General features: G+C 71.2%; 14 protein-coding genes. 6 read left to right on the top strand and 8 right to left on the bottom strand.

Translation table 11 applies throughout. The annotated features are described in order from the left end of the window. Positions 1-96: 96 nt before the first annotated feature. Complete coding sequence (locus tag G6039_RS19620) at positions 97-1,488, bottom strand: glycine--tRNA ligase (RefSeq protein ID WP_006943913.1); 1,392 nt, start codon at positions 1,486-1,488, stop codon at positions 97-99. A gap of 168 nt (positions 1,489-1,656) precedes the next feature. Here G6039_RS19620 and G6039_RS19615 point away from each other — a divergent pair, with 168 nt between their 5' ends. Together G6039_RS19615 and G6039_RS19610 are read left to right on the top strand one after the other, a co-directional pair. Further along, on the top strand, positions 1,657-2,043 hold the full coding sequence (locus G6039_RS19615) for an ArsR/SmtB family transcription factor (RefSeq protein ID WP_029544328.1): 387 nt from the start codon (positions 1,657-1,659) through the stop codon (positions 2,041-2,043). Positions 2,044-2,051: 8 nt separating this feature from the next. After that, positions 2,052-2,480 carry a Fur family transcriptional regulator gene (locus G6039_RS19610; RefSeq protein WP_006943911.1) on the top strand — a complete coding sequence of 143 codons (429 nt, stop codon included), beginning with the start codon at positions 2,052-2,054 and terminating at the stop codon, positions 2,478-2,480. Positions 2,481-2,490: 10 nt separating this feature from the next. Here G6039_RS19610 and G6039_RS19605 read toward each other — a convergent pair whose 3' ends face one another. The 4 genes from G6039_RS19605 to recO are packed head-to-tail and all read right to left on the bottom strand — an operon-like array spanning position 2,491 to position 5,051. Further along, a complete protein-coding gene (locus G6039_RS19605) occupies positions 2,491-3,006 on the bottom strand; it encodes a T3SS (YopN, CesT) and YbjN peptide-binding chaperone 1 (RefSeq protein WP_006943910.1) in 516 nt (171 codons plus the stop codon). Next, complete coding sequence (locus G6039_RS19600) at positions 3,003-3,476, bottom strand: hypothetical protein (RefSeq protein ID WP_050035401.1); 474 nt, start codon at positions 3,474-3,476, stop codon at positions 3,003-3,005. The genes G6039_RS19605 and G6039_RS19600 overlap by 4 nt, the downstream gene beginning before the upstream one ends. Then, on the bottom strand, positions 3,473-4,279 hold the full coding sequence (locus G6039_RS19595; RefSeq protein ID WP_037200968.1) for an isoprenyl transferase: 807 nt from the start codon (positions 4,277-4,279) through the stop codon (positions 3,473-3,475). The genes G6039_RS19600 and G6039_RS19595 overlap by 4 nt, the downstream gene beginning before the upstream one ends. Continuing rightward, positions 4,236-5,051, bottom strand: a complete 816-nt coding sequence (gene recO, locus G6039_RS19590) for a DNA repair protein RecO (RefSeq protein WP_080688608.1) — start codon at positions 5,049-5,051, stop codon at positions 4,236-4,238. Before recO ends, G6039_RS19595 begins: the two co-directional genes overlap by 44 nt. 286 nt (positions 5,052-5,337) lie before the next feature. On the opposite strand from recO, the gene G6039_RS19585 reads away from it, so the two are divergent. Further along, positions 5,338-6,852 carry a hypothetical protein gene (locus G6039_RS19585; RefSeq protein WP_029544330.1) on the top strand — a complete coding sequence of 505 codons (1,515 nt, stop codon included), beginning with the start codon at positions 5,338-5,340 and terminating at the stop codon, positions 6,850-6,852. Between the two features lie 65 nt (positions 6,853-6,917). Beyond that, the gene (locus tag G6039_RS19580; RefSeq protein WP_006943899.1) at positions 6,918-7,550 is read left to right on the top strand and encodes a cysteine hydrolase family protein; all 633 of its coding nucleotides are present in this window, start codon (positions 6,918-6,920) and stop codon (positions 7,548-7,550) included. Between the two features lie 22 nt (positions 7,551-7,572). Here the strand turns inward: G6039_RS19580 and G6039_RS19575 are convergent, their stop codons facing one another. Next, positions 7,573-8,610: an alpha/beta fold hydrolase gene (locus G6039_RS19575; protein ID WP_043801760.1), complete on the bottom strand. Its 1,038-nt coding sequence runs from the start codon at positions 8,608-8,610 to the stop codon at positions 7,573-7,575. Between the two features lie 196 nt (positions 8,611-8,806). Between G6039_RS19575 and G6039_RS19570 the strand changes: the two genes are divergently transcribed. Together G6039_RS19570 and G6039_RS19565 are read left to right on the top strand one after the other, a co-directional pair. Next, positions 8,807-10,225: an amidase gene (locus G6039_RS19570; protein WP_043801758.1), complete on the top strand. Its 1,419-nt coding sequence runs from the start codon at positions 8,807-8,809 to the stop codon at positions 10,223-10,225. A gap of 5 nt (positions 10,226-10,230) precedes the next feature. After that, positions 10,231-10,797 carry a TetR/AcrR family transcriptional regulator gene (locus tag G6039_RS19565; RefSeq protein ID WP_037201765.1) on the top strand — a complete coding sequence of 189 codons (567 nt, stop codon included), beginning with the start codon at positions 10,231-10,233 and terminating at the stop codon, positions 10,795-10,797. A gap of 32 nt (positions 10,798-10,829) precedes the next feature. Here the strand turns inward: G6039_RS19565 and G6039_RS19560 are convergent, their stop codons facing one another. Continuing rightward, positions 10,830-11,102 carry a hypothetical protein gene (locus G6039_RS19560; RefSeq protein ID WP_152104029.1) on the bottom strand — a complete coding sequence of 91 codons (273 nt, stop codon included), beginning with the start codon at positions 11,100-11,102 and terminating at the stop codon, positions 10,830-10,832. A 137-nt stretch (positions 11,103-11,239) separates the two neighbouring features. Further along, entirely contained in the window at positions 11,240-12,157 is a 918-nt protein-coding gene (era, locus tag G6039_RS19555; RefSeq protein WP_006943889.1) for a GTPase Era, read from the bottom strand. Positions 12,158-12,190: the final 33 nt, after the last annotated feature.

The raw sequence follows: 12,190 nt of genomic DNA, 5'->3' as shown, positions 1-12,190 counted from the left end.
TCGGGGGGTCGAGCGGGGGCCGGTTCTAGTCCCGGCCGCGCAGCGTGAGAGGGCCGGTCGCGCGAGGCGGCCGACCCTCTCACGGAGGCTCTGTGGTCAGGCGCCGATCAGCCGCTGGGCGAGGTAGCCCTCGACCTGGTCGAGGCCGACGCGCTCCTGCGCCATGGTGTCGCGCTCGCGGACGGTGACGGCCTGGTCCTCGAGGGTGTCGAAGTCGACCGTGATGCAGAACGGGGTGCCGATCTCGTCCTGGCGACGGTAGCGGCGGCCGATGGCGCCGGCGTCGTCGAACTCGATGTTCCAGTGCTGGCGCAGCTGCGCGGCGAGGTCCTTCGCCTTGGGGCTCAGGTCCGCGTTGCGCGAGAGCGGCAGCACCGCCGCCTTGACCGGGGCGAGCCGGCGGTCGAGGCGCAGCACGGTGCGCTTGTCGACACCACCCTTGGCGTTGGGCGCCTCGTCCTCGCTGTAGGCGTCGACGAGGAACGCCATGAGCGACCGCGTCAGGCCCGCTGCCGGCTCGATGACGTACGGGGTGTACCGCTCGTTGGTGGTCTGGTCGAAGAAGCTCAGGTCGGCGCCCGAGTGCTGCGCGTGCGTCGACAGGTCGAAGTCGGTGCGGTTGGCGACACCCTCGAGCTCACCCCACTCGCTGCCCTGGAAGTGGAAGCGGTACTCGATGTCGACGGTGCGCTTCGAGTAGTGCGACAGCTTGTCCTGCGGGTGCTCGTACAGGCGCAGGTTGTCCTTGTTGATGCCGAGCCCGGTGTACCAGTCCATCCGGTAGTCGATCCAGTACTGGTGCCACTGCTCGTCCTCGCCCGGCTTGACGAAGAACTCCATCTCCATCTGCTCGAACTCGCGGGTCCGGAAGATGAAGTTGCCCGGGGTGATCTCGTTGCGGAAGCTCTTGCCGATCTGGCCGATTCCGAACGGCGGCTTCTTGCGCGACGTGGTGAGCACGTTCGCGAAGTTCACGAAGATGCCCTGTGCGGTCTCGGGGCGCAGGTAGTGCAGCCCCTCCTCGCTCTCGATCGGGCCGAGGTAGGTCTTGAGCATCATGTTGAAGTCACGGGGCTCGGTCCACTGGCCCTTGGTGCCGCAGTCCGGGCAGGAGATCTCCGACATGGGAACCGAGTCGGGATCGTCGAGCTTGTTCTTCTCGGCGTACGCCTCCTGCAGGTGATCCTGGCGGTGGCGCTTGTGACAGCTCAGGCACTCGACGAGCGGATCGTTGAACACCCCGACGTGGCCCGACGCCACCCACACCTGACGCGGCAGGATGACCGACGAGTCCAGACCGACGACGTCCTCGCGGCTGGTGACCATGTTGCGCCACCACTGCTTCTTGATGTTCTCCTTGAGCTCCACGCCGAGCGGCCCGTAGTCCCAGGCCGACCTCGTACCGCCGTAGATCTCACCGCAGGGGTAGACCAGGCCCCGGCGCTTGGCCAGGTTGGCGACGGTATCGATCTTGGATTTCGGTGCCACTCGGATTCACTCCATCTTCGATGCGGGGTTTCGCAGCGTGCGTCGACCCGTAAGCCTATCGCTCCGCGCGGGGCGGTCGAACTGCACGCCGGTTGACATGCACATTCATGCATATCAAAATGGAATCGGTTTGCAATAACGCGGCCGCCAGTCCACGAAGGAGATCCGTTGAGCGTTGCCGACACCGGCCCCGGCGGCGACGCCGCGGCCCCGGACCGTCCGCACGACGACTGCCGCCCGGGATCGGCGACGCCGTCCGCCGTACCCGCCCCGTCGCGGGAAACCCTCGCCGCCGCCGGCGAGCTCCTGCGCGCGCTGGCCGCACCGGTGCGCATCGCCATCGTGCTGCAACTGCGCGAATCCGAACGCTGTGTACACGAACTGGTCGGCGCGCTCGGCGTCACCCAGCCGCTGATCAGCCAGCACCTGCGCATCCTCAAGGCCGCGGGCGTGGTCCGCGGCGAACGCGCCGGCCGCGAGGTGCTCTACCGTCTGGTCGACGACCATCTCGCCCACATCGTCGTCGACGCCGTCGCCCACGTCGAGGAAGGTTGACCGTAGTCGTGTCGCCCGCCCACAAACCCGTAGTCGGAGTCCGCTCCACCAAGCAGCGCAGCGCCATCTCCGCGCTGCTCGACGAGATCGAGGAGTTCCGCTCCGCCCAGGACCTGCACGACGAACTGCGCAAGCGCGGCGAGGGCATCGGCCTGACCACCGTCTACCGCACGCTGCAGTCCCTCGCCGAAGCCGGCACCGTCGACGTGCTGCGCACCGACAGCGGCGAGTCCGTCTACCGGCGCTGCTCGTCCGGTCACCACCACCACCTCGTGTGCCGGGCGTGCGGTTACACGGTGGAGGTGGACGGGCCGGCGGTCGAGCGCTGGTCGCACGAGGTGGCCGAGGACAACGGTTTCGTCGACGTGAGCCACACCGTCGAGATCTTCGGCACCTGCCGCGACTGCGCGGACGCCGCGCCGGCGACGTCGCGCTGACCGACGACGGTCAGCGGCACCCGCAGCCGTCGCAGCCGCACCCGCCCAGCAGGTCGACCACCTCGCCGGCAGTCTCGTCGCCCGGCTCGTCGAACACGCACGCCCGGCCGCCGAGCCGCGCCGCCAGTTCGGGCACATGCGGCACCAGCGCCGCGACCACCGCGACCGCGCGCGCCAGGTGCACCGGCACCAGCGGGCGCGCCGGGACGCGCTGCACCGCCGTCACCCGGTCCTGGTGCAACTCGAGCCGCGCGTCCGGCCATTGCGCCTGCAGGTCGACGAGGACCTCGGCCGCGCGGGTACGACCGGCGATCCGCTCCACCAGGTACGTCGTCAGCTCCACCACCCCGGCCCGCGAATCGACGACGGCGTAGGTGAGCACATCGTCGACCCAGATCGGCACGTCGCCGTCCGTGTCGGGTTCGATCTCCTCGGCGAGGACCGCCGAGAAGACACGCAGCACGGCGGCACGCAGCGCGTCGTCGTTCCCGGTGGCGATCGGGGAGTCCCAGTCGAGTTCGCTCACTCGGATCCGCCCGTGCCCGTGACGGCCGAGCGCGCGTCGCCGGCGCCGCCGAGCACGAGCAGCAGCATCGTGGTCAGGGGCGAGTCCCGAAGGCCGGTGGCGGGGAAGGAGTACCGCAGCACCACGTCCGCCTCGGCGTCCCGCTCGACGAGGTGTATCGACCCGAACTGCAGCGCGTCGGCCGCCCCGGCGACCCGCGTGCGCAACGCGTCGTCGAGCGGCAGGTCCCACGCGAGGACGCCGGTCAGCGACACCACGTCGAGACCCTCGGTGAGGGTCACCACCCGCACGGCGCACGGCACGCCCGCATAGTCGAATCCCAGCGCATCGTCGCCGTTCGTCCTGGGCTCGTGCATGGCGACGAACTCCGCCAGCGCGGCCGCGACCCGGTCGCGCAGGCCGAGGCCGCTCGGGTCCACCCCGCCGGGGGCCGGCCTCCGCTCCTCCGGTCCCGTTCCGGCGCCCGTCACTTCACGCCCCCGAAGCGGCGGTCGCGCGAGGCGTACTCCACGCAGGCGGCCCACAGGTCCCGACGGTCGAAGTCGGGAAACATCTTGTCCTGGAACACCATCTCGGCGTAGGCCGACTGCCAGAGCAGGAAGTTCGAGGTGCGTTGTTCCCCGGACGGCCGCAGGAACAGGTCCACGTCCGGCATGTCGGGCTCGTCGAGGTACCGCGCAACCGTGGCCTCGGTGACGCGTTCCGGGTCGAGCTCACCCGTGGCCACGCGACGCGCGATCTCCCTTGCGGCATCGGCGATCTCGGCGCGACCTCCGTAGTTCACGCACATGGTGAGGGTCATCACGTCGTTGTCGCGGGTCAGTTCCTCGGCGATCTCGAGTTCCTTGATGACGCTGCGCCACAGCTTCGGCCGGCGTCCGGCCCAGCGCACGCGTACCCCCATCTCGTGCATCTCGTCGCGGCGGCGGCGGATCACGTCCCGGTTGAAGCCCATGAGAAAGCGCACCTCGTCCGGGCTGCGCTTCCAGTTCTCGGTGGAGAACGCGTACGCCGAGAGCCACTTGACGCCCATCTCGATGCACCCGCACACGGTGTCCATCAGCACCGCCTCGCCGCGTTCGTGGCCGGCGGTGCGAGGCAGACCGCGTTCCTGGGCCCAGCGGCCGTTGCCGTCCATGACCAGGGCGACGTGCCGCGGGATCAGTTCGGGCTGCAGACCGGGCGGGCGGGCGCCGGACGGGTGCGGGTCGGGTGGCCGGATCTCGCGGTCACGCGATGCTTGCGGGGTGCGGCGTCGAATCACGCTCCCCATCCTGCCCGACCGTCTCCCCGCCCACAGCCACCGCATGGGGACGGCCGCGTTCGATCAGCGGCAGGGTCCGCAACTGCCGCTCCAGATGCCACTGCAGGTGGGCGGCGATCAGGCCGCTGGCCTGCCCGCGGGTCGCCTCGGACACCGTGTCGGTGCCCTGCCAGCGACCGTGGAAGAGCGCGTCCATCAGATCCAGCACACCCGCGCCGGGGGTCGCGGCGCCCGGCGGCCGGCACCGCACGCATACCGCTCCCCCGGCCGCGACGTGGAACGCGCGATGCGGGCCGGGCTCGTCGCAGCGAGCGCAGCGGCTGATCGCCGGCGCCCAGCCGGCGTAGGCCATGGCCCGCAGCAGGTAGGCGTCGAGGATCAGTTCCGGCGGCCGGACCTGGTCGGACAGGGCACGGAGCGCACCGACGGTGAGGCGGTGCAGCTGCGGGGCGGGGGCGCGCTCCTCACCGGCGAGCCGTTCGGCGGTCTCGAGCACGGCGCACGCGGTGGTGTAGCGGCCGTAGTCGTCGACGAGGTCGGCGCCGAACGCATCGACGGTCTGGACCTGGGTGATGATGTCGAGGCTGCGGCCCGGATGCAACTGCACGTCGATGTGCGCGAACGGCTCGAGCCGCGCCCCGAACTTCGAGCGGGTGCGCCGCACCCCTTTCGCGACGGCCCGCACGAGGCCGTGGCGACGGGTGAGCAGCGTGACGATGCGGTCGGCCTCGCCCAGCTTGTGCTGGCGCAGCACCACCGCGTGATCCCGGTACAACCTCACCCTGCGAGTCTGTCACGCCGGGCCGACACCGAGGCGGCGGCGCGGATTTTTCGCGTTGTTCACAGGCCCGGCCGACCCGAAACGCGGTCGTCACCCTCCCTGCAACCTGCACAGCAGAACCCCCTGCGGTTCGGTCATTTTCGCCCTTGCCGAACCGGGCCGGACCCAGCACCATCGGACGACATCCGGTGCGGCGACGCCCGTAGCGCGGGGCCCAGGCGGGCCTGCACCCCGCGGCGGCGCCGATCCCCCGGCCCGATGCCTCAGCCCGCTGGAGGAGCCACCCGTGACCACCGCCCATATCGTCTTCCTGCTCGGCCTCGTGTCCCTCCTCGTGGCCATGGCCCTGCGCAAGAACGTGATGATCCCGGCAGTGGTGGCGACGTTTGCCACCGCCCTCGCCTACGACGGCAACGTCGCGAACGCCGTGATGGCGGTGTTCCGGGCGACGCTCACCTCGGGCTCGGCGCTGTTCGAGATCTTCGTCGTCATCGCGGCGGTCACCTCGATGCTGGCCGCGATGCGGAGCATCGGCGCCGACGAGATGATGGTGCGGCCGATGAGCCGGTGGATGATCAACGGCCGCGTCGCCTACGTGGTGCTGTTCGTGTTCACCTATCTCCTGTCGCTGTTCTTCTGGCCGACGCCCGCCCTCGCGTTGATCGGGGCCGTGCTGCTGCCCGCCGCGATCAAGGCCGGGCTGCCACCCCTGGGTGCGGCGCTCGCCCTGGCGATCTCGGGTCAGGGGATGTCCATCGCCTCGGACTACGTGATCGGGCTGGCCCCGTCGATCTCCGCGAGCGGCGCCGGGGTGCCCGCCGACGACATCGCCGGTCGCGCGCTGGTGATCTCGCTGATCGTCGGCGTCGTCGCCGCGGTGCTGGCCTGGTTCCTCACCGTGCGCCGCCGGATGACGGGCGGCGCCGGCACGCCGGGGACGGGCGGCGGGAGCGGGCACCCCGGATCCGCGGCCGGCGGCGGCGCACGCAACCCCGTGCCGGCGAGCGCCGCGCCGGCGGAGCCCACGCCCGAGCGTGCGGTCGACGTTCTCGAGGACGAACTTCCCGGATACGACGAGGGCACCCGCATCACCGGCCGCCCGCGCCTGGCCCGCCGGTGGGCAGTCGGTGTGCCGGCCGCGTTCGCCGCGGTGCTCGTCTACATGCTGCTCGGCCGGTTCACCGACCTCGTGCCGTGGTCGGACGGCGCCGGCGCGTCCCTGGTGGGCGGGACGGCGATGATCCTGATGGCACTGGTGACGGTCACCGCCCGCAGGCAGGAGGCGCTCGAGTTCTGCGCGACGCACTTCGTCGACGGCCTGTCCTACGCCTTCAAGGCGATGGGCATCATCCTTCCCGTCGCGGGATTCGTGTACATGGGCATCCCCGACTACTCCGGTGCGATCCTGGGTCTCGAGGACAGTACCGGCCCGGCCTTCCTGTTCGACGCCGTCGAGGGCGTGCAGGGCTTCATCCCGGACAACGGACTCTTCGTCGCCCTGAGCATGCTCGTGATCGGAATGGCGATGGGCCTGGACGGGTCCGGCTGGGCGGGCCTGCCGCTCACCGGCGGCCTGGCCGCCGCCCTCGCCCCGCAGTCGGGCATCGACACCGCGACGCTCGCCGCCATCGCCCAGAACGGCGCCACCTGGACCGGCGGGGGCACCCTGGTCATCTGGTCGTCCCTCGTCGTGGTGGCCGGCTTCTGCAAGGTCTCCGTCACCGACATGGTCCGCCACCTCGCCGTTCCCGTCGTGACCGGCCTCGTCGTCGCGACCCTGGCCGCCGTGGTCATCTGGTGACCTCGGCCGACGTGAGCACACCCGTCCCCGACTTTCCTTCTATCCCCTACCCCGAGGACCCGACGATGGATTCGATTCCCTTCCGTTACGACCCACAGCGCTGCGCGCTTGTCGTGATCGACATGCAGAACGACTTCTGCTCCCCGGACGGCGCCTTGGCGCGCTGCGGTTTCGACGTGACGGCCGCGGTCGCCATGGCACCGCGCCTCGCCGGCCTCATCGCATCGGCGCGGGCCGCCGGCGTGCAGATCGTGTTCGTCCGCACCCTTCACGACGAGACCACGGACACGCCACAGTGGCTCGGACGGGTCGGCGACGGACCCGACGCGGCCCGCACCGGGCTCACCTGCCGGCCGGACACCGCGGGCGCCGAATTCTACGGCGTCGCACCGCAAGACGCGGATGCGGTGGTCGTCAAGCACCGGTTCAGCGCGTTCGTCGGCACCGACCTCGACGACGTCCTGCGCTCACGGAACATCGAATCGCTGCTGTTCACCGGGGTGGCCACCGAGGTGTGCGTCGAGTCGAGCCTGCGCAGCGCCCTGTTCCACGAGTACTGGGTGTCCCTGGTGGAGGACTGCGCCGCGACCTACAGCCCGGCCGCTCACGATGCGTCGGTGGCCGTAGTGGCCCAGAACTTCGGCACCGTGGTGACCGCCGAGAAACTCCGGGCACTGTGGAGCGCGGCCCCCGCCTAGCGGCGGCGGGCGCCGGGATCGCTCAGGTGGCGCTGCGCTCGTCGGCGCCCATCGCGCCGAGCACGGCCCGGCGGGTGGCCGGACCGCCGGTGATCCGGCTCTCGCTCACGCCGTTGATCAGCAGCCGGCCCCAGCGCTGCTCGTCGAACTCGGCGGGTGCGGTCGAGTCGAGGAACTCCTCGACCACCCGCACGAACCGGATGGGATCGTCCCGGAACGGGAAATGGCCGGCGCCGCGGAAGACGTCGAGCCGGGAATGAGGCATCGCCGAATGCGCCAGGTGCGCGTGATCCACCGGGATCACGCTGTCGTGCTCACCCCAGATCAGCTGCACGGGCAGGTCCTCGGTCAGGTAGCAGCGGTCGAGCATCGTCACCACCTGACCACGCCAGTCCACGACGGCCCGCAGCGTGCGCAGGAACGCCTCGCACGCGGTGGGATCGGGCAATCCGCTCAGGACCCGGATCAGATCCGAGGTGTCGTGCAGCAGGACCCCGGGACGCAAGGGGGTGTCGTGCCACCGGCCCAGCAGGCCACCGGCAATGCGCATCGCGGGCATGGCGCCCGGTAGGCGCAGCAGCTTGAGCGCCTCACTCAGCCCCGGCAGGGACAGCAGGCGCAACGCCGGGTGAACGTCCTTGGTGACGCCACCCGCGGCCACCAGGACGAGCCGGTCGACCATCTGCGGGAACTGGTACGCGAACTGCATCGCGACGCCGCCGCCGAGGGAGTGCCCGACCACGGTGACGCGCTCGATGCCCAGGACCGACAGCAGGTCACGCACACCGTTGGCGTACCCGGCGACCGAGTAGTCGCTGCGGGGCTTGTCGGAGCGGCCGTGGCCGAGCAGGTCCGGTGCGATGACCGTGTACCTGCGGGCCAGGTGCGGGATGACCTCCTGCCAGGTCGAGGAGTTGTCGCCGATCCCGTGGATCAGCAGCAGCACAGGCCCCTCGCCGGCAATCCGGAACGCGCGACGGTACCCGTGGATGGTGCGGAAGACCATCCGCGTCTCCGTGTCCGGTACGCGCCGGAGGTTGCGTGTGCGCGATGAACCCATGTGTATCTCCTGACAGCCGGTCCCTACGACACCCCGGGGAGGCTCCCGCGATATCCCCGGGGGCATACCCAACCGATTGTCGCGCCTCCCGCCAATGTGACGAGCGCCACATTTCTGCGCATCCCGCCCTCGACGAGACGAACTGGAACGCGTTATTGTTCGTTCGAACGAACACTACGAAGGGGGACGCAGCCGTATGACCGCACCACGGGCAGACACCCGAGCGCCCGGCCTCGCCGCCGAGGCCGCCGCCCTCGCCGCCGGCGCCACCACGTCCGTCGCCGCGACGCGCGCGGCCCTGGAACGCATCGAGGCCGGCAATCGCGCACTCAATGCCTTCCGTGGCGTCCGCCGGGAGCAGGCGCTCGCCGAGGCCGAGGAGGCCGACCGGCGTCTCGCCGCCGGCGTCCGTCTCCCCCTGCTCGGTGTGCCGGTCGCGGTGAAGGACGACACCGACATCGCGCACGAGATCACCGCGTTCGGATGCGCCGGCGAGTTCGCCGTCCGCGAGGAGGACGCGGAGGTGGTGCGGCGGCTGCGGGCCGCCGGCGCCGTGATCGTCGGCAAGACGAACACCCCCGAACTGGGGCAGTGGCCGTTCACCGGCGGCAGCGCCTTCGGCCACACCCGCAACCCCTGGCACCGGGACCACACCCCCGGCGGTTCGTCGGGGGGCAGCGCCGCCGCGGTCTCGGCGGGCCTGGTGTCCGCGGCGCTCGGCTCCGACGGCGCCGGATCGGTCCGCATCCCGGCCGCCTGGACCAACCTCGTGGGAATCAAGCCGCAACGCGGCCGCATCTCGATGTGGCCCGACCCCGAGGCCTTCCACGGCCTCACCACCCACGGCACCCTGGCACGCACGGTCGCCGACGCCGCACTGCTGCTCGACGCCGTCGCGGGCAACCACGTCGGCGACCTGCACGAAGCCGAAGCCGTCACGGTGTCCGACGCCGTGGGTCGCGATCCGGGCCGGCTGCGGATCGCGCTCTCGCTCGCGCGCCCCTACACCGCCACCCGCACCCGACTGCACGCCGAGATCCGCGCGCGCGTCGAAGCCCTCGCCGGCACGCTGCGTGCCCTCGGCCACGACGTGACCGTCGCCGACCCGGCCTACGGAAAGCTGCTGGGCCTGAACTTCCTGCCCCGGTCGATGGCCGGCGTCGACGACTGGGTGCGGCGGCTGCCCGACCCGGCCCTCGCCGACCCGCGCACCCGCGCGAACGCCCGCACCGGCCGGCTGCTGCGCGGCCGTCCGCTGCGCGCCGCTCGCGCCGCCGAACCACGCATCCGCCGGCGCATCGGCACGATCTTCGACCGCTTCGACGTCATCCTCGCCCCCACCACCGCCACCCCACCCCCGGTGGTGGAGGCGATGGACGGCCTCGGGGGCTGGGCCACCGACAAGGTGATCACGGCCGCCTGCCCCTACACCTGGCCGTGGAACGTCCTGGGCTGGCCGAGCGTGAACATCCCGGCGGGCTTCACCGGATCGGGCCTGCCGGTCGGCGCCCAGCTCATGGGACACGAGAACGCGGAGCCCCTGCTGATCTCCCTCGCCGCCCAGCTCGAGTCGGAACTGCGCTGGGATCGTCACACGCCGCAGCGGTGGTGGTGACCTCGATGGGCACGGACGTCCGCGGCGCGATCGTGGCCGCGACCCTGCATCTGATCGGCACGGACGGCATCGCCGCGATCACCAACCGCCGCATCGCCGCCCGGGCGGGAGTCTCCCTCGGCTCGATCACCTACCACTTCCCCACCCAGTCCGACCTGCTGCGGTCGGCGCTGACGACGTTCGTCGCAGACGAGACCACGCGGTTGCGGGATCTGGCGGAGGACTACCGTGGTCGCGGACTGAGCCTGGCCGACGCCGCGGCACTCACCGGACAGGTCGCCGAGGACCTGTCGTTCTCGGCGGAGCGGATCGCGCCGTTCGAGCTCTACGTCCAGGCCGGCCGGGATCCGCAGTTGCGGGAGGCGGCGGCCCGATGCTGGGCCGCCTACGACGCGCTGACCGTGACCATCCTCACCGAACTCGGTGTCCCCCGACCGGAGTCGGTCGCCCCGACCCTGGTCGCGACCATCACCGGACTCCAGCTGCGCCGCCTGGCCACCGGCGCCGCGCCCGACCTCTCGGCGGCGGTGCTGCAGCTGGTGCGCAGCACGGTGCCCGCCGCGGCGGACTGACCGCGGGCCGCACACGGCGCCGCCGACACGGGTCAGGCCAGGGTCGCCACCACGAAGACCGCATACGCGACGAGCGCACTCCACGCGACGGCGTCGACGGTCCGGCGCGGGGCGCGCGTCGCGAACAGGGCCGACGCCGCGGCCAGCAGCATCCAGCACGCCGGATGGGCGTAGCGGATCGCGGCCGACTGCACGCCGGTCGTCTCGTCGGCTCGCGCGGGCACGACGAAGAGCCACAGCACGGCGAACGCCGACGAGGCGAGCGCAAGGAGGAGACCGAACGCGACGCGGTGACGCACGATCATGCCTCGCAGACCGCCTCCGGGGTCACCGGCCACGACCGCCTCCCGGGCGGACCCGACCGGTCGGCGCGAGCGATGCGGGAGAGGGCACTGCGCATCCCTTCCTGTCGGGGCCCCTCCGACGACACCGCACGCGACGGTCAGAAGCCGAGGCGGCCGAGTTGCTTCGGATCGCGCTGCCAGTCCTTGGCGACCTTCACGTGCAGATCGAGGTAGATCTTCACCCCGAGCAGCTTCTCGATCTGGGAGCGGGCAGCGGTGCCCACCTCACGCAGGCGGGCGCCGCCCTTGCCGATCACGATGCCCTTCTGGCTCGGCCGCTCCACGTACAGCAGCGCATGCACGTCGAGCAGCTCGCCCTGCTTCTCGGTGCGACCCTCCCGCTCGGTGATCTCCTCGATCACCACCGCGAGCGAGTGGGGCAGCTCGTCGCCGAGTCCCTCGAGTGCGGCCTCCCGGATCAGCTCGGCCATGAGCGTCTCCTCGGGCTCGTCGGTCAGTTCGCCGTCGGGATAGAACGCCGGCCCGGGTTCCATGTGCGAGGCGAGGACGTCGATGAGGACCTCGAGCTGCTCGCCCGAGGTGGCGGACACGGGCACGACGTCCACGTCCGGTCCGAGCAGCTCGGAGACGGCGAGCAGCTGCGGCGCGATCCGCTCCTTGCTCACCTTGTCGATCTTCGTGACGATGCCGATCAGCTTCGTGCGCGGGGCGACCTGCCGCACCTGTTCGACGATCCAGCGGTCGCCGGGGCCGATCTTCTCGTCGGCCGGGATGCACACGCAGACCGCGTCGACCTCCGAATAGGTGTCGCGCACCAGGTCGTTGAGCCGCTGCCCGAGCAGCGTCCGCGGCCGATGCAGGCCGGGGGTGTCCACGAGGATGATCTGTGCGTGTTCACGGTGCACGATGCCCCGGATGGTGTGCCGGGTGGTCTGCGGACGCGACGAGGTGATCGCAATCTTGCTGCCCACGAGCGCATTCGTCAGCGTCGACTTCCCGGTGTTGGGCCGTCCGACGAAACACACGAAGCCGGAACGGAAGTCGGGGTCGGTCATACGAGCTCCTCGTCTGCGGTGCCGGCGGTGCGG

The organism is Rhodococcus aetherivorans (assembly GCF_011058165.1).
In the GTDB taxonomy this organism is placed as follows: domain Bacteria; phylum Actinomycetota; class Actinomycetes; order Mycobacteriales; family Mycobacteriaceae; genus Rhodococcus; species Rhodococcus aetherivorans.
The sequence above is the reverse complement of the archived record's forward strand: the minus strand, read 5'-3'. Positions and strand labels throughout refer to the sequence as shown.